This window comes from Streptomyces sp. WG5 (assembly GCF_049974565.1).
Lineage (GTDB): Bacteria > Actinomycetota > Actinomycetes > Streptomycetales > Streptomycetaceae > Streptomyces.
This window is the reverse complement of record NZ_JBNGGC010000017.1, coordinates 17,243-33,667: the sequence shown is the minus strand read 5'-3', so window position 1 is coordinate 33,667 and position 16,425 is coordinate 17,243. Positions and strand designations below refer to the sequence as shown.

Genomic DNA, 16,425 nt, shown 5'->3' with positions numbered 1-16,425 from the left:
CCGTCGGCTCCGCCTGCAGCCGGTCGTGTCGAGCCACACTGCCCACCCTCCGGTCGGGAGCGCGCCGGGGCCCGGGGGGCCGGCCACCGCTGCGTGCTCGCTCCGCTCGCGCTCGTTCATTGGTGTAGCACTACTTCCGCAGCTCGATGACGGTCTTGCCGATGCGGATCGGCGCTCCCGGCCCGATCGGTGTGGGGGTCGTCAGCCGGGACCGGTCCAGGTAGGTGCCGTTGGTGGAGCCCAGGTCCTCGACGATCCACTGGCCGTTCTGGTCGGGGTAGATCCTGGCATGGCGGCTGGAGGCGTAGTCGTCGTCCAGCACGATGGTCGAGTCGTGTGCCCGGCCGAGCGTGATGGTCTGGCCCTGGAGGGCAACGGTGGTGCCGGCGAGGGTGCCCTCCGTGACGACCAGTTTGGTGGGCGCGCCGCGGCGGCCCCGGCCGCCGCTCTGCTGCTGGCGCTGCGGTGGAGGCGCCTGGCCCTGGCGCGCGGCCTGCTGCGGTCGGGCGGCGTCGCGCCGCGCTCCGCGCTGGGTGACCCGCGTACCGAACAGGTCGCTGCGGATGACCTGTACGGCCACGATCACGAACAGCCACAGTACGGCGAGAAAACCCAGCCGCATGACCGTGAGGGTCAGCTCTGACATTGCCCCCGGATCACCCTTCGGCTTGCCTATAGAGAATGGTGGTGCTGCCCACGACGATTCGCGAGCCGTCGCGGAGCGTAGCGCGGGTGGTGTGCTGCCCGTCCACCACGATGCCGTTGGTGGATCCGAGATCCTGGATCGTCGAGGGCGTTCCGGTCCGGATCTCGCAGTGCCGGCGGGAGACGCCGGGGTCGTCGATCCGCACGTCGGCCTCGGTGCTGCGTCCGAGGACGAGGGTCGCGCGGGAGATCTGGTGGCGGGTGCCGTTGATCTCGATCCAGTGGCGGGTGCGTCCGCCGGGCGCGGGTGCGGCCGGGGGCTGCTGGCCGCCCGCGGGCTGCGGGTAGCCGTAGCCGCCGGGGCGTCCGCCCGGCGGCGGCGCGGCCGGCATGGGCGGGGCGCCCGCGGGGGCGGAGGGCTGCGGGTAGCCGTAGCCACCGCCGGCGCCGCCGGGCCGCCCGGTGGGGGCGGGGGGCGCGGAGGGGCCCGCGGAGGGCGGTCCGCCCTGCTGGTTGCTGGAGGAGGCGAGTGTACGGCTGCGCACCCGGTACAGGCCGGTGTCGAGGTCGTCCGCCTTCTCCAGGTGGACCTTGATCGGTCCCATGAAGGTGTAGCGCTGCTGCTTGGCGTAGTCCCGCACCATGCCGGCGAGCTCGTCGCCGAGCTGGCCGGAGTAGGGGCTGAGGCGCTCGAAGTCGGGCGTGCTCAGCTCCACGATGAAGTCATTGGGCACGACGGTGCGGTCGCGGTTCCAGATGGTCGCGTTGTTGTCGCATTCGCGCTGGAGCGCTCCCGCGATCTCCACGGGCTGCACCTCGGACTTGAACACCTTCGCGAAGGTGCCGTTGACCAGACCTTCGAGACGCTGCTCGAACTTCTTCAGGACTCCCATGGGGCACCTCCTCCGTCGCTGCCGTCCTGTCCACTGCCTTGCGTACTGCTGCCTTGCGTACCGCTGTCTTCCGTACCGCTTACGAGCGAACCGCTCACCCGCGCACTGCTTACCTGGTACTGCTTACTGATCGTATCCACGCGCCGGTCGATCGGCTGGTTCCCCCTGTCGGCCCGGTCGACAGGTGTCGACGCCTCTCGGAGTTCCCGCCGGAGCTCCCCTTCGAACGCTCGGGGCCCTTCGGGATGCGCTCCCGCAGGTACTCATGCCCAGGATCGTAGAGGCGGCCGCAGACCAGTGTCCCGCACCTGGCTGCGGACCCCTACCGGCTCCCGGGGAGACGGACCCGACCGGTACGAGGTTGATACGTGAACGGCCACGGGCCGCGACGAGTGCCCGAAGGAGGGCGGGCGCCCTGCTCCCGCGGCCTGCCCCGCCTGCAAAGGGATGTGAATCCACCCCTTCCAGCGTGCTAATGTTCTCGTGTCGGAAGGCGCCGGACCGCAAGGAACGGGGCCCGAGGACACACCCAATGCGCGGGTGGCGGAATAGGCAGACGCGCTGGATTCAGGTTCCAGTGCCCGCAAGGGCGTGGGGGTTCAACTCCCCCCTCGCGCACCAGGAGCACCGTCGAGGTGCTTCAGCTGGATCGAAGAGACCGGCCGCATCGTATGCACGATGCGGCCGGTCTCTTTTTTGTGAGCAATGACACGTCTGCGGCCGACGCCTCTGTGGCCGCCGGCTGTCCGGCTCCGGATCGGGAGCCGGCTCGGACTCCGTGGTTCTTTCCCGGGTCGCTGGGGGTGGCGGGGGTGGGCGGCGGCTTGTGAGGAAGATCTCAGGGCCTGCCGACGCGGCTCTTGAGGGGGCAGGTGCCGAACGTCGCCGCCCTTCCGCCGCGGGCGGGGCGGGGCGTTCCTCGGGTCCGCGGTCCCGTGGGTCGTGGGGCCTGTGGGGGCCGTGGGGGCCGTGGTGTCGGGCTGATCGCCCGGGGGGCGGCGGTCGCCGTGGGACGAACGGTGCCCGGCCGGGTGTGGGACCGGCCGGGCCGGCACGGTGTGCCGTGCATCCTCGGGCTGGAGGAGCGCATGAGGGACGGGGTCCTCCTTCTCAGTCCGGGACGTGGCCGGAGTCGTCGGTGTGGCCGAGGGTGTGGCCGGTGTCGTCGGTGTCGTCGGTGTGGTCGGGGCAGGGGCCGTCAGGGGCGTCCGAGAGGTTCGCCTGGTAGGCGCGGTAGGCCTCCTCGTCCGTCTCCCTGTAGCCCAGTTCCCGGTAGACGGTGGCGTCGCGGAGGTTGTGGACGACCTGGACGGCCTCCCCTTCCCTGGCGAAGTAGCGTGCGCGGGGACCGGTGGAGGGGTCCGCGCCTGTGGTGGATTCGCGGCTCATCGTGCTCCTAGTCGGAGATCTTGTGCCACGAGATGCGGGGCGCGCGCACCTCGGCGCGTTGCACCGTGCTGTTCTCGGCCACCCGGCCGTAGGCGGCGGCCACCACGCGGAGGGTGGCGCGGTCGCCGACGAGGACGTTCCGCGTGAGGGAGCCCTGGCCCACGTGGCAGGCCTGGTAGCCGTTGCCGGCGGCCGGGAAGCCGTACTGGTGCTGCACCACCCCGTAACCGGTGAGGATGACGTCGTTGTCGCGCTGCAGGGCGAACGAGATCCACACGTTGGTGCTGTACCTGGCGATGGCGCAGATCTGTCCCACGGCCATGGCCGTGACCTGGTAGACGCCCGGCTCCGGCAGCGTCGCGACGCAGTCGGTGGGAGTCCACTCGCCGTTGACGGGCAGCGAACGGTTCTGTCCGGCGGCCTGTCCGTAGACGGGGGTGAGCCGGGCGCCGATGGTCCACGTGTCGGGGCAGTTCTCGCCTCCGGTGTCCGTGACATCGATGTCCACCGAGCGGGCGCCGCCGATGTTCCCGCCCCGGTCGATCCCCGAGGGGACCGTGCGCGGGACCAGCAGCCCGTCGGGTGTGCAGCGGAGCGTGTTGCAGTCGTCCGGGTGGAGGACCGGTTCGAGCTCGTACGGGTCGTTGCGCCTGCCGGTACCGGTGACCTGGATGCAGGACGTGCTCACGATGTCGGTTCTGTTCGGCTGAGGAGGTACGGTCATGTCACTTCCCTGGCTCGTGCGAGTGGTGTCCGGAAGCGCGGTCCGGCCCGGTCGCCGGGGCGAACACGGAGTGGGCCCGCCGGTCGGGTGAGTCGCGTTCCTCCGCGGGGAAGGGATGCCACACCGTCGGTGCCGAAGGCCGAGACCGCTTCCTCAGTCGAAGCTAGGAGCCGCTCCGCGTGTGCACCATGGCGTGAGCACGACCGGTCGGGGCACGGGGCGGCGAGGCGGATTCACCCTATTGTGTGAAGTGCGCGGTTCAAGGGGGTGCGCACCTCCTCGGTGTGTGCTCACAACGCCGTCCGATGCGTGGGGCCCCGCCCTGTGGCACCCCCCTGTCCACCTGCCGCGGTAAGCGGTCCCGGTGTGCGGGGAGGCGGTCTCCGCGGCCCTGCACGACGTGCCTGACCAGGGTTTCTGCCGGTACCGCGGCAGCCGGACGCCCCCCAGGACCCAAGCTCGGACCCGGGGGGCGTCCGCATGCCCGGACACGGTGTCACGGGGCGGAGTGTCCTATGAGGAAGGCCTCAGGAACCGGCGCGCCACAGTGCGGGCACGCGGGGCGGCTCCCAGCCCGTCATCGAGGTGTGCGCCTGGAGGCAGCGGTACGCGCCACCGCCGTACGTCACCCGGTCGCCGGCGGCGTAGGAGCGGCCCGCCGCCCAGGTGCCGCTCGGCGGGTCGGTGGGCGGGCCGGTGGGGCCCGGGCCCGGCTCGCCGTCCACGTCCAGGACGAAGTCGAAGCTCGCCTCCCTGCCGCCGCCGGCGTCGCGGACGTTCATCAGCAGGGCCGGGTCGAAGAGCGCGTCCGTGCTGTTGCGGGGTTCACCGGGGAAGTAGAGCTGTGTGGTCAGGACCGGCTCGCCGGGTGCCTGCGCCTTGACGTGGATGTGCCGGGTCCGGCCCGGATAGAGGCCGGGGACGATCGTCTGCAGGGTGAACGCGCCGGTGGCGTCGGTGAACTGGTGACCGCGGAAGGCGTACCCGGCCATGTCGTAGGCGCCGGCGTTGTCGGCCTGCCAGAAGTCGAGCAGTACGCCGGCCAGCGGGACGCAGTCCCGCCCGAAGACGTAGCCGGTGACGGTCAGCCGGGTACCGGCTGTGCCGGGCGTCACCAGGTTGGTGCGCCGCGGGGAGTTCGGCCTGAAGTAGGGGCCCTCCATCTGGTCGGGCGTCGGGTCGTCGCCGTCGTCGCAGAAGGGGGTCGGTGACAGGGCCCGTCCGGTGGAGGAGCGGGCGGTGTCCCGGGCGAGCGCCATGGAGCCGGTGGCGAGCAGCGGCACGGTGGCGCCGGTGGCGAGGGCCGCCCTGAGCAGCGTCTTGCGGCTGACGCCGCGGTCGGCGCCGGTGCGGGGGCCGGGTTCGTCGGGAGTGGTGGGGGCGTCGGGGGTCATGGGGCTCCTCGGTCTCTTCCGTCTCTTCGGTCTCTTCGGTGGAGTGGTCCCTGGGGGGAGATGGGCGGGACGTGCGGCATCCGGGACGTCGAGGACAGGGAACGCGCCCGCCGGCGCGGGGCAGGCTGCTGTCGTTCTTCGGCGGGCGCGTGCCGGGGTGATCGCTGCACACCGTAGGCGCGCCGGTGGGGGCCCGGGCACCTCTTGTTCCGCCCTCTGCCGGGCGTTATGCGGGTGGCGGGGCGGGGCGGGGCCCGTGTACGGGCGGTTCGGCCGGGGGTACGGTCGTGGCGCGTCGGCGCCGGCGGTCGGACGAGGCGCGGATGCGGGCACGGCTCGGGGACGGGCACGGCTCGGGGACGGGCACGGCAGGGCACGGTGACGAGTGCAGGGAGGGCGGCCGGTATGGGCGACGCGATGACGGGGGCGGTGGCCGGGGCGATGACCGGGACGGGGACGGCAGCAGGGCCAACAGGGGAGGCAGGGGCGGCGGAGGCCCGTGCGGGTACGGAGCCCGGTGGGGGCACGCGGGTGCCGGTCGTGCCGGGGTTCGCGCGGTGGCCCGTCGGCGGTTCGCCGAAGGCGGAGGGCAAGGCGCTGCGCACGCGCGTTCCGCGGTCCGCGCACGCCGCCCTCGACCCGGACCACTCCCGGCCGGACGCGGTGAGCGCGGTCGAGGAGTCCAACCGCGGCCGGATACCCGGGCTCACTCCGATACGCGCCGGGCGGATGGCGGCCACGCCGTTCGCCTTCCTGCGCGGGTCGGCGGGGCTGATGGCGTACGACCTGGCGCGTACGCCGACGACGGGGATCGGCGCCCAGATCTGCGGCGACGCGCACGCCGCCAACTTCGGCCTCTACGGCGACGCCCGCGGTGGCCTGGTCATCGACCTCAACGACTTCGACGAGACGGTCCACGGCCCCTGGGAGTGGGACCTCAAGCGGCTCGCCGCCTCGCTCGTCCTCGCGGGCCGGGAGGCCGGCGCGGACGAGGACACCTGCCGCGCGGCGGCCCACGACGCGGCGGGCGCCTACCGGCGCACCATGCGGCTGCTGGCCCGGCTCCCCGCGCTGGACGCCTGGAACGCCATCGCGGACGAGGAACTCGTCTCCCACACCGACGCCCACGACCTGCTCGGCACGCTGGAGCGGGTCTCCGAGAAGGCGCGGGCCAACACCAGCGGGCGTTTCGCGGCCAGGTCGACCGAGCCGACCGAGGACGGCGGGCGGCGTTTCGTGGACGCCCCGCCGGTGCTGCGGCGCGTACCCGCGCAGGAGGCCGCGTCGGTCGCCGCCGCGCTGGAGCCGTACCTGGCCACACTCTCCGAGGACCGGCTGCCGCTGCTGGCCCGGTACGCGGTGCACGACGTCGCCTTCCGGGTCGTCGGGACCGGCAGCGTGGGCACGCGGTCGTACGTCGTGCTGCTCCTGGACCACCGCGGCGAACCGCTCGTCCTCCAGGTGAAGGAGGCCCGGCCCTCGGCGCTGCTGCCCCATCTGGCGACCGCCGGCTTCGACACCCCCGAGGCCGCGCACGAGGGGCGCCGGGTGGTCATGGGGCAGAAGAGGATGCAGGTGGTCAGCGACATCCTGCTGGGCTGGACCTCGGTCGACGGGCGGCCCTTCCAGGTGCGGCAGTTCCGCAACCGCAAGGGCAGTGTCGACCCCACGGCCCTGGCCGCCGACCAGATGGACGACTACGGCCGGATGACCGGCGCCCTGCTGGCCCGCGCCCACGCGCACAGCGCCGACCCGCGCCTCATCGCCGGCTACTGCGGCAAGAACGACGAGCTGGACCAGGCGGTGGCCGCCTTCGCCGTGGCCTACGCCGACCGCACGGAGGCCGACCACACCGAGCTGGTGACCGCGGTGCGGGCGGGGCGGGTCGCGGCGGAGCTCGGCGTGTGAGGGGCCCCGGGCCCGCCGGGCACGCCGGAGGGGGCGTGCCGATCGTGGCCTAGGCTGGTCGGGTGACGACGCCGGAAGCTGAGCCCGAGCAGGGGGGTGCGCCGCGTCCCGAGGAACGGCTGGAACAGGCCGTACGGGCCGCCGAGCAGGCACTCATCGAGTACGAGATCGCGCTGGAGACCTTCCGTGTGGAGGTCGAGAACTTCTCCCGCCTGCACGAACAGCGGCTCGGCCCGGTGTACGCGCGGCTCGAGGAGCTGGAGGCGCAGATCCTGGAGGCCAGGGCGGCCCGCACCGGTGACGCCGAGGACATCAGCCGGGCCGACGAGGCGCGGGCCCGGCTGATGCCCATCCCCGGGGTCGAGGAGCTGCTGCACGGCTGGATGGACGGGGACGGCCTGTTCCCGGAGGCCACGGCGATGCTCACGGACCAGGCGGTACGTCCCCCGCAGCGGGTGCGGCCCGGCGAGGAGGCCCGCAAGCTCTACCGCGAGCTGGTCCGCAAGGCCCACCCCGACCTGGCGCAGGAGGACGAGGAGCGGGCCCGGCGTGAGGAGTTCGTCACCCGGGTCAACGCCGCCTACGCCCGTGGCGACGCCTCCGCGCTGCGTGAGCTGGCCGAGGAATGGGCCGCGGGGCCGGCGCCCGTACGGCGTCCGAGCCGGGGTGAGGAGCTGTACGCCCGCCTCGAATGGCTCGACCGGCGCAAGGAGATGCTGACGCTGCTCGCCAAGGAGCTGGAGGAGAGCGCCATCGGCGCCATGCTCCGGCTGGCCCCGGACGATCCCGACCGTCTCCTGGAGGAGATCGCCGAACAGCTGGCGACCCAGGTGCGGGAGCGGGAGGCCGAGCTGGCGGCGGCGCTCGGGCAGGACTGAGCCCGGTGGTGGCTCGGGTAGCGTCTGGGGCATGAGTTTCGGAGCTGGTGTGCCCACGGTCGAGGTCATGGACCTCAAGGACGGCGACTTCCTGCTGGACGTCCGCGAGGACGACGAGTGGCAGGCCGGTCACGCAGCCGGGGCGCTGCACATTCCCATCAGCGAGTTCGTGGCCCGGTACGGTGAGCTGACCGAGGCCGCGCCGCAGGACGGCCGGGTCCACGTGATCTGCCGGTCCGGCGGGCGCTCGGCCCAGGTCACCATGTACCTGGTCCAGCAGGGCGTCGACGCCGTGAACGTCGACGGCGGCATGCAGGTGTGGGCCGCGGCCGGCCGTCCCGTGGTGGACGGGAAGGGCGAGCCGGGGCACGTTGTCTAGCGCCGTCCGGCGTCCGTCGTCCGGGTCGTCTCCGGGCTGATTCCGGGCCGTCTCCGGGTGTCCCAGGGCTGTGTCCCGGCTGACTCCGGGGTGCCGCGGGCGTCGGCGCACCGTGACGGATGTGGCGACGGCCACGGTGCGGCCGGTCCGCCGAGGCTGTGCGGGCGGCCGGTCCTGAGTACCGTTCCCGTTCGAACGCTGCCGGGCAGCCGCACCAGTGGCGCGCGGGAGCCCCGCGGCGGGGCGGGCGGAACGACGGTTCGGGACCGGAACGGGGCGTAATGGACGCGTACGACACAGGTTCGAACGCCTCCCGGCGGGGGCGGGACGGGCAGGCGGGCCTGGGCGGGCCGGACGCGCTGAATGGGCTGGATGTTCCGAATGGGCCCGATGTGACGGATGCGGCCAATGCGGCGGATGCGGCCGATGCGCTGGATGGTGCGGCCGGTGCGGCCGGTGCCGCCGGTGCGGCCGGTGGGCCCGAGGCGGTCGGCGCCGGGGCCGGGGTGCCCCTCGGGGCGTGGACGGGGACGGCAACCGAGGGCGGTACCGGAACCGGCCCCCGTACGGCGACCGCGGAGTCCGGGCCGGCGGCAGCGGAGCCCCGTACCGGGGTCGCCGCGCTCTCCCCGCGCTACCAGGTCGGTGCCGTGGTCGCCCTCGCGGTCGTCGCCGTCGCCGTGTGCGCCCACATAGGCCTGGTGTTCCTGCACGTCGCCCCGTCGAACACCCTCACCAAGCAGCACGGCGCCGCGGTCGACGAATGGATCTACCCGGAGTTCGAACAGAACTGGAAGCTCTTCGCGCCCAACCCGCTCCAGCAGAACATCTCCGTCCAGCTCCGTGCCGAGGTCACCACGGCGGACGGCGCGATACGGACGACCGGCTGGTACGACCTGTCCGCGGAGGACGGCCGGAGCATCGACGGCAATCCGCTGCCGAGCCACACCCAGCAGAACGAACTCCGCCGGGCCTGGGACTTCTTCGTCGCCACCCACGACTCCGACGACCGCGCGGTGGGCCTGCGGGGCACGCTGTCCGAGGAGTATCTGCGCCGCATCGCGGTCCTGCGCCTGGACCGGAACGACGCCGCCGGGCCGGGCGGTGTCGTCGAGCGGGTCCAGTACCGTTCCCGGACCGTCAACGTGGAGCCGCCCCCGTGGAGCGGCGAGAAGGTCTCCGACCGCCCGGTCTACCGCGAGCTGCCCTGGTGGCCGGTGCCCGGCGACGCGCAGGACGGCGACGCGCAGGACGGCACCGCGCAGGACGGCACCGCGCAGGACGGCACCGCGCGGGACGCCGGCGCACGGGACGCCAGCGCGCAGCAAGGGGGCGCCGCGTGAACGGCATCGTCCTCTCCGTCTCCCGCTGCATCGCCCGCGTCACCGGCGCCGCGCTCGGTCCGTACCAGACCGCGGTGATCCGCATCGGCTTCAGCGCCACCTGGCTGCTCTTCCTGCTGCGTGAACTGCCCCACCGTCACGAGCTGTACGGCCCCGACGGGCCCTGGAGCCACGACCTCGCCGAGCGGCTGATCGCGGACAACGGCGCCTTCACGACGCTGATGTGGTCCGACGGGCGGACCTGGTTCGAGATCGTCTACGCGCTGGCCGTGCTGAGCAGCGTGCTGCTCCTGCTGGGCTGGCGCACCCGGACCATGTCCGTCCTCTTCATGGTCGGCGTGCTCTCCCTCCAGAACCGCAGCGTCTTCATGGGCGACGGCGGCGACAACGTCCTGCACCTGATGAGCATCTACCTGGTGCTGACGCGCTGCGGCCAGGTGTGGTCGCTGGACGCCCGCCGGGCGCGGCGGGCGGGTGCGGCACGCGCGCGTGGGGAGCGTGTCGTGGACCGGGTGGGGCCGGTGCTGTGGTGCGTGTTCGGGTTCGTGCTGCTCACCATGGCGTCGGCGGGCGGGCTGGACGGCGACTGGTTCGTTCCGGCGCTGCTGTGGGCGGTGTGGGCCGCGCAGGGCCTGTGGTGGGCCGTGGGGCGCTGGGCCGGGAGCGGAGAGCCGCGGATCCTGCTCGATGTGGTCGCCAACACCGTGCACAACGGCGCGCTGGTCGTGATCATGGCCGAGGCGTGTCTGATCTACGCGACCGCGGGCTGGTACAAGATCCAGGGTTCGCGCTGGCAGGACGGCACCGCGGTCTACTACCCGCTCAACCTCGACTACTTCTCGCCCTGGCCCGCCCTCTCCGACGCGTTGGCCGCCAACGGCACGATGGTCATGCTCATCACCTACGGCACGGTCGTCGTGCAGGTCGCGTTCCCGTTCACGCTGTTCAACCGGCGGGTCAAGAACGTGCTGCTGGCCGCCATGATGACCGAGCACGCGGTGATCGCCGTGGTGCTCGGACTGCCGTTCTTCTCGCTGGCGATGATCGCCGCGGACGCCGTCTTCCTGCCGACCTCCTTCCTGCGCCGCCTGGGCGACCTGGCGGCACGTGCGCGGGGCCGGTCGGGAGGCCGGCCGCCGGGCCGGCGTGGGGACGGCCGCGCGGCGGCGCTGCCCGGGCCCCGTGCCCACGAGGGCAAGGAGCACAGGGAGAACAGAGAGAACAGGGAGGACCGGAAGGGCTCGGAGGGGCCCGTGGGTCTCATGGGTCCCCTGGGTCCCGTAGGCCCCCCATAGGACCCGTGGGCCCCGCGGGTCCCGTGGGCAAGAGGGCACCGAATGCGCCCACGTAGGCTTCGGGGCATGACCGGCCCCGCCCCCGACCCCTGCCCCGACCTCGCTCCGCCGGCCGTCTGGCATCGGCACGCCGCTGCGTGTGTGCTGCTCGACGGCTTCCACGCCCTCAAGCACGCGCTGCGTTTCGGCGCCGAGGTTCCGGTGGCCGTCACCAGTGACCGCACGGGCGCCCTGGCCCTCGCCGAGGAGCTGGCACCCGACGTACGGGACGCGCTGGACGGTCTGCTGGACGAGGTGCCGCAGCAGGTGTACGCGTCCCTCGTCGCCCGGCCGCATCCCACCGCGGTGGCCGCCCTGGCCGTACGGCCCTCGCGCACGGCCAACCTGCGGGCGCTGGCGCGGCTGCCCCGCCGTACGCCCGTCGTGGTCCTGGACCAGCCGCGCAACCTCGGCAACGCGGGGGCGGTGATCCGGCTGGCCGCCGGTTTCGGGGCGGCCGGTGTGGTCACCACGGGCACGCTCGACCCGTGGCATCCCACAGTGGTGCGCGGCGGGGCGGGGCTGCACTTCGCGACCGCCGTGGAGCGGCTGGACGTCGGGGAGCTGCCGCCGGGGCCGGTGTTCGCGCTGGACCCGGAGGGCGAGGACATCCGCGGGGTGAAGCTGCCGGACGACGCGCTGCTCGCGTTCGGCTCGGAGCGCAGTGGGCTGTCCCGGGAGCTGCGCGCGCGTGCCGACCGTCTGGTGGCGCTGCCGATGCGCCCCCAGGTCTCCAGCTACAACCTCGCGACCAGTGTGGCCATGGCGCTGTACCACTGGAGTGCCACCGGGGGCGCACCGCGGGTGCCCTAGACCGGTCGGCGCACCTCCACCACCCGGAAGCGGTTGGCCACGAACGCGCCGTCGCACAGCGCGGCGTTGGCCGCCGGGTTGCCGCCGGAGCCGTGGAAGTCGGAGAAGGCGGCCGTCTGGTTGACGTACACCCCGCCGGTGAGGTTGAGGGAGAGCTGGGCCGCCTCCTCCAGGCAGACCTCCTGCACGGCCTGCTCGACCTCCGGGTCGGTCGTGTACGCGCCGACGGTCATGGCGCCCTTCTCGCGGACGCTGCGGCGCAGCAGGTCCACGGCGTGCCGTGCGGAGTCGACGGCGACGGCGAACGAGACGGGACCGAAGCACTCGCTCGTGTAGGCGGCCTCGTCGTCGGGCTTGGCGCCGTCCAGTCTGACGATCACCGGGGTGCGCACGACCGCGTCGGGGAAGTCCGGGTGGGTCACCTCGCGGGAGGGCAGGGCGACCTCGCCGAGTCCGGCGGCGGCCTCCAGGCGGGCCTTGACGTCCGGGTTGACGAGGGCGCCGAGCAGGGCGTTCGCGCGCGCGTCGTCGCCGAGGAGCGTGTCGACCGCCCCCGCCAGGTCGGCGGTCACCTCGTCGAACGTCCTGTCGCCCTGGTCGGTGCGGATGCCGTCGCGGGGGATCAGCAGGTTCTGCGGGGTGATGCACATCTGGCCGCTGTAGAGCGACAGCGAGAAGGCCAGGTTGGCGAGCATTCCCCGGTAGTCGTCGGTCGACTCCACGATCACCGTGTTGACGCCGGCCTTCTCCGTGAAGACCTGCGCCTGGCGGGCGTTGGCCTCCAGCCAGTCGCCGAAGGACGTGGAACCGGTGTAGTCGATGATCCGGATCTCGGGCCGGGTCGCCAGGGTCCTGGCGATGCCCTCGCCGGGACGCTCGGCGGCCAGCGCGACCAGGTTCGGGTCGAAGCCGGCCTCGGTGAGGACGTCGCGGGCGACCTGGACGGTGAGCGCGAGCGGCAGCACCGCGCGGGGGTGGGGCTTGACCAGGACCGCGTTGCCGGTGGCGAGGGAGGCGAACAGGCCCGGGTAGCCGTTCCAGGTCGGGAAGGTGTTGCAGCCGATCACGAGGCCGATGCCGCGCGGGACCGGCGTGAACCGCTTGGCCAGCGCCAGGGGGTCGCGCTTGCCCTGCGGCTTGGTCCACTCCGCGGTGCCGGGGGTGCGGACCTGCTCCGCGTACGCGTACGCCACCGCCTCCAGGCCGCGGTCCTGGGCGTGCGGGCCGCCCGCCTGGAAGGCCATCATGAAGGCCTGCCCGGAGGTGTGCATGACCGCCTGGGCGAACTCCATCGTCCGGTCGGCGATCCGCTTCAGGATCTCCAGGCAGACCATCGCGCGCAGCTCCGCGCCCGCGTCCCGCCACGTGCGCTGTCCGGCCTTCATGGCGGGCAGCAGCACGTCGGGGTCGGCGTGCGGGTAGGTCACGCCCAGCTCGATCCCGTACGGGGAGACCTCGCCGCCCACCCAGTCGTCGGTGCCGGGCTGACCGAGGTCGAGGCGGGTGCCGAGCAGGGCGTCGAAGGCGGCCTTGCCCCCGGCCATGTCCAGGCTGCCGTTCTCCCCGTAGGCCTTGGGGTGCTCCGGGTGGGGGGACCAGTACGCGCGCGTGTGGATCGTTTCCAGCGCCTGGTCCAGGTTCGGCCGGTGCCGGTCGATCAGCTGCTGCGCGGTGAGTTCGGCGGCCATGCGGGACCAACTCCTCGTCTCACGAGCTCTCCGTCGAGTCGTGACCTGGGGGAAACCTGGGCAGAAACAAGCGGTCACGGCTAGAGTAACCGAACGATCGGTCGGGACAAGGGGGACCGCCGCATCTGTGGAAAACCCCGTGCGGGAGGATCGCGCACATGACAGCACTCGACCTCAGCAGCCCCGTGGCCGTCGTCGGCACCGGCACCATGGGCCAGGGCATCGCCCAGGTGGCGCTGGTCGCGGGCCATCCGGTACGGCTGTACGACGCCGTCCCCGGGCGGGCCCGGGAAGCGGCCGGCGCGATCGGCGCCCGGCTCGACCGGCTCGTCGAAAAGGAACGGCTCACCGGCGCCGACCGGGACGCGGCCCGTGCCCGGCTGGAGCCCGCCGAGACCCTCGCCGACCTCGCCGGCTGCGCGCTGGTCGTCGAGGCGGTCGTGGAGCGGCTGGACGTCAAGCAGGAGCTGTTCCGCGCCCTGGAGGACGTCGTCGGCGACGACTGCCTGCTCGCCACCAACACCTCCTCCCTGTCCGTCACCGCCGTCGGCGGAGCGCTCCGCGACCCCGGCCGCTTCGTCGGCCTCCACTTCTTCAACCCCGCGCCGCTGCTGCCGCTGGTGGAGGTGGTCTCCGGGTTCGCGACCGACCGCGCGGCGGCCACGCGCGCGTACGAGACGGCCCGCGCCTGGGGCAAGACCCCGGTCGCCTGCGCCGACACCCCCGGCTTCGTCGTCAACCGCGTCGCCCGGCCCTTCTACGCCGAGGCGTTCTCGGTGTACGAGGCGCGGGCGGCCGACCCGGCCACCATCGACGCCGTGCTGCGCGAGTCCGGCGGCTTCCGCATGGGTGCCTTCGAGCTGACCGACCTCATCGGGCAGGACGTCAACGAGGCCGTCACGCACTCCGTGTGGCAGGCGTTCTTCCAGGACGCGCGGTTCACGCCGTCGCTCGCCCAGCGCCGCCTGGTCGAGTCCGGCCGGCTCGGCCGCAAGAGCGGGCAGGGCTGGTACGACTACCGGGACGGCGCCGAACGCCCCGGGCCGCACACCGCCGAGCCGGCCGACCGGCCCGCGTACGTCGTCGTCGAGGGCGACCTGGGGCCGGCCGCCGAGCTGCTCACGCTGATCCGTGAGGCCGGTGTCGAGGTCCGTGAGGCGGACGGCGGCAGCGGGTCGCTCCTCCTGCCCGGTGGCGGCCGGCTGCTCCTCGCCGACGGGCGCACCTCCGGCGAGCTCGACGACGTCGTCCACTTCGACCTCGCGCTCGACTACCGGCGGGCCACCCGTATCGCCCTGTCCGCCCACCCGGCCCTGCCGCCCCGGACGCTCGCCGAGGCCACCGGTCTCTTCCAGGCGCTCGGCAAGAAGGTCAGCGTCATCGGCGACGCTCCCGGCATGATCGTCGCGCGTACGGTCGCGCGGATCGTGTGCCTGGCACACGACATGGTCGCCCAGGGCGCGGCCTCCGCACAGGACGTCGACACCGCGATGCGCCTGGGCGTCAACTACCCGCTCGGCCCCTTCGAGTGGGACGGCCGGCTCGGCCGCCACTGGGCGTACGGACTGCTCGAGAACCTCCACCTGCGCGAACCCTCGGGGCGCTACGCCCCGTCCCTCGCGCTCCACCGCCGCGCGCACGCATCCGACGCAGGGGAGGGCACCCCCTCATGACCACCGCCAGGCGCGACACGTACACGCCCGAGACGCTGCTCTCCGTCGCCGTGCAGGTCTTCATCGAGCGCGGCTACGACGGCACCTCCATGGAGCACCTCTCCAAGGCGGCCGGCATCTCCAAGTCGTCGATCTACCACCACGTCCCGGGCAAGGAGGACCTGCTGCGCCGGGCCGTGAGCCGGGCCCTGGACGAACTCTTCGGGATCCTCGACGAGGAGCACGCGCGCGTGGGGTCCGCCGCCGAGCGGCTGGAGTACGTCGTGCGGCGCATGGTCGAGGTACTCATGGCCGAACTGCCCTATGTGACACTGCTGCTGCGGGTGCGCGGCAACACGGGCACCGAGCGGTGGGCGCTGGAGCGGCGGCGCGAGTTCGACCACCGGGTGGCGGATCTGCTGAAGGCCGCGGCGGCCGAAGGGGACGTACGCGCGGACGTGGAGGTGCGGCTCGCGACGCGCCTGGTCTTCGGCATGATCAACTCGATCGTCGAGTGGTACCGCCCCGAAGGCCCCGGCGGCGCCGGCGGCGCCGGCGGCCCCGGCGGCCCCGGAGAACCCGGCGGCCCGGGCGGCTCCGGCGGCAGGGGTGGCGCGGGTGAGCGGGAAGTGGCCGACGCGGTGGTGCGGCTGGTGTTCGGAGGGCTGCGCAGGGCGTCCTGAGCCGTGGCGGCCGGGCCGGTGATTGGCCGGCGCCGGTGGTCGGTCGGGCGGTGGCCGGGCGGGCGCAGGTGGTTGGCCGGGCGGGCGCCGGTGGCCGGCCGTGCCCGGTGGCCGGTCAGGTCTGAGGCTCGAGGTCCTCGGTCTCGAACACGAGCAGGGTGCGCGTGCTGAGCACCTCCGGGATGGCCTGGAGGCGGGTCAGCACCAGCTCGCGCAGGGCCCGGTTGTCGGGGGCGTGCACCAGGAGCAGGACGTCGAAGTCGCCGCCCACCAGGGCGATGTGGGAGGCCCCGGGGAGCCGGCGGAGCTGGGCGCGGACCGTGCGCCAGGAGTTCTGGACGATCTTCAAGGTGATGTACGCCGAGGTGCCGTGCCCCGCGCGCTCGTGGTCGACGCGGGCGCCGAAGCCGCGGATGACGCCGTCCTCGACGAGCCGGTTGATGCGCGCGTAGGCGTTCGCGCGCGAGACGTGCACCCGCTCGGCGACCGAGCGTACCGAGGCGCGGCCGTCCGCCTGGAGCATGCGCAGGATGTCCTGGTCGATGGCGTCCAGCGGGCGCGGGGGCGGCGGGGCGACGGACTCCTCCTGCTCGCCGGCGTCCTCCGGGCGTTCGGCCATTTGTTCAGATGCCATGTCCCCCCGCCTTCCTACCATGGACGTACTGCGTCCATCTCAGGTTGTGGAGAACCGTTTGTCCACAG

Annotated in this window: 15 protein-coding genes and 1 tRNA gene; 9 read left to right on the top strand and 7 right to left on the bottom strand. The window is 73.2% G+C overall.

Annotation, left to right across the window (positions count from 1 at the left end):
- Positions 1–130: 130 nt before the first annotated feature.
- Entirely contained in the window at positions 131–646 is a 516-nt protein-coding gene (gene fhaB, locus ACP4IX_RS19435; protein ID WP_426521553.1) for an antibiotic biosynthesis regulator FhaB, read from the bottom strand.
- 10 nt (positions 647–656) lie between these two features.
- Complete coding sequence (locus ACP4IX_RS19430; protein ID WP_426556216.1) at positions 657–1,538, bottom strand: FhaA domain-containing protein; 882 nt, start codon at positions 1,536–1,538, stop codon at positions 657–659.
- Positions 1,539–2,072: 534 nt separating this feature from the next.
- Between ACP4IX_RS19430 and ACP4IX_RS19425 the strand changes: the two genes are divergently transcribed.
- Positions 2,073–2,159 (top strand) — tRNA-Leu (locus ACP4IX_RS19425).
- A 489-nt stretch (positions 2,160–2,648) separates the two neighbouring features.
- On the opposite strand, the gene ACP4IX_RS19420 is transcribed toward ACP4IX_RS19425, so the two are convergent.
- The 3 genes from ACP4IX_RS19420 to ACP4IX_RS19410 form a co-directional block, all read right to left on the bottom strand.
- Positions 2,649–2,927 carry a hypothetical protein gene (locus ACP4IX_RS19420; protein ID WP_426521555.1) on the bottom strand — a complete coding sequence of 93 codons (279 nt, stop codon included), beginning with the start codon at positions 2,925–2,927 and terminating at the stop codon, positions 2,649–2,651.
- 7 nt (positions 2,928–2,934) lie between these two features.
- Positions 2,935–3,651, bottom strand: a complete 717-nt coding sequence (locus ACP4IX_RS19415) for a hypothetical protein (RefSeq protein WP_426521556.1) — start codon at positions 3,649–3,651, stop codon at positions 2,935–2,937.
- Between the two features lie 527 nt (positions 3,652–4,178).
- A complete protein-coding gene (locus tag ACP4IX_RS19410; protein WP_426556215.1) occupies positions 4,179–5,045 on the bottom strand; it encodes a carbohydrate-binding protein in 867 nt (288 codons plus the stop codon).
- Positions 5,046–5,462: 417 nt separating this feature from the next.
- Between ACP4IX_RS19410 and ACP4IX_RS19405 the strand changes: the two genes are divergently transcribed.
- The 6 genes from ACP4IX_RS19405 (at position 5,463) to ACP4IX_RS19380 (ending at position 11,700) form a co-directional block, all read left to right on the top strand.
- Positions 5,463–6,953 (top strand): DUF2252 domain-containing protein, encoded by a 1,491-nt coding sequence (locus tag ACP4IX_RS19405; protein WP_426521587.1) that lies wholly within the window; start codon positions 5,463–5,465, stop codon positions 6,951–6,953.
- A gap of 62 nt (positions 6,954–7,015) precedes the next feature.
- The gene (locus ACP4IX_RS19400) at positions 7,016–7,831 is read left to right on the top strand and encodes a hypothetical protein (RefSeq protein ID WP_426521558.1); all 816 of its coding nucleotides are present in this window, start codon (positions 7,016–7,018) and stop codon (positions 7,829–7,831) included.
- A gap of 49 nt (positions 7,832–7,880) precedes the next feature.
- Entirely contained in the window at positions 7,881–8,210 is a 330-nt protein-coding gene (locus tag ACP4IX_RS19395; protein ID WP_426521588.1) for a rhodanese-like domain-containing protein, read from the top strand.
- Between the two features lie 281 nt (positions 8,211–8,491).
- A complete protein-coding gene (locus ACP4IX_RS19390; RefSeq protein ID WP_426556214.1) occupies positions 8,492–9,553 on the top strand; it encodes a DUF5819 family protein in 1,062 nt (353 codons plus the stop codon).
- Complete coding sequence (locus tag ACP4IX_RS19385) at positions 9,550–10,848, top strand: HTTM domain-containing protein (RefSeq protein ID WP_426521560.1); 1,299 nt, start codon at positions 9,550–9,552, stop codon at positions 10,846–10,848. Before ACP4IX_RS19390 ends, ACP4IX_RS19385 begins: the two co-directional genes overlap by 4 nt.
- A gap of 66 nt (positions 10,849–10,914) precedes the next feature.
- Positions 10,915–11,700: a TrmH family RNA methyltransferase gene (locus ACP4IX_RS19380; protein ID WP_426521561.1), complete on the top strand. Its 786-nt coding sequence runs from the start codon at positions 10,915–10,917 to the stop codon at positions 11,698–11,700.
- Here the strand turns inward: ACP4IX_RS19380 and paaN are convergent.
- Entirely contained in the window at positions 11,697–13,388 is a 1,692-nt protein-coding gene (gene paaN / locus ACP4IX_RS19375; protein WP_426556213.1) for a phenylacetic acid degradation protein PaaN, read from the bottom strand. The genes ACP4IX_RS19380 and paaN overlap by 4 nt on opposite strands.
- Positions 13,389–13,546: 158 nt before the next feature.
- On the opposite strand from paaN, the gene ACP4IX_RS19370 reads away from it, so the two are divergent.
- Positions 13,547–15,061 (top strand): 3-hydroxyacyl-CoA dehydrogenase, encoded by a 1,515-nt coding sequence (locus ACP4IX_RS19370; protein WP_426556212.1) that lies wholly within the window; start codon positions 13,547–13,549, stop codon positions 15,059–15,061.
- A complete protein-coding gene (locus ACP4IX_RS19365; protein WP_426556211.1) occupies positions 15,058–15,723 on the top strand; it encodes a TetR/AcrR family transcriptional regulator in 666 nt (221 codons plus the stop codon). Before ACP4IX_RS19370 ends, ACP4IX_RS19365 begins: the two co-directional genes overlap by 4 nt.
- Before the next feature lie 115 nt (positions 15,724–15,838).
- On the opposite strand, the gene ACP4IX_RS19360 is transcribed toward ACP4IX_RS19365, so the two are convergent.
- Complete coding sequence (locus ACP4IX_RS19360) at positions 15,839–16,357, bottom strand: Lrp/AsnC family transcriptional regulator (protein WP_426521565.1); 519 nt, start codon at positions 16,355–16,357, stop codon at positions 15,839–15,841.
- Between the last annotated feature and the right edge of the window lie 68 nt (positions 16,358–16,425).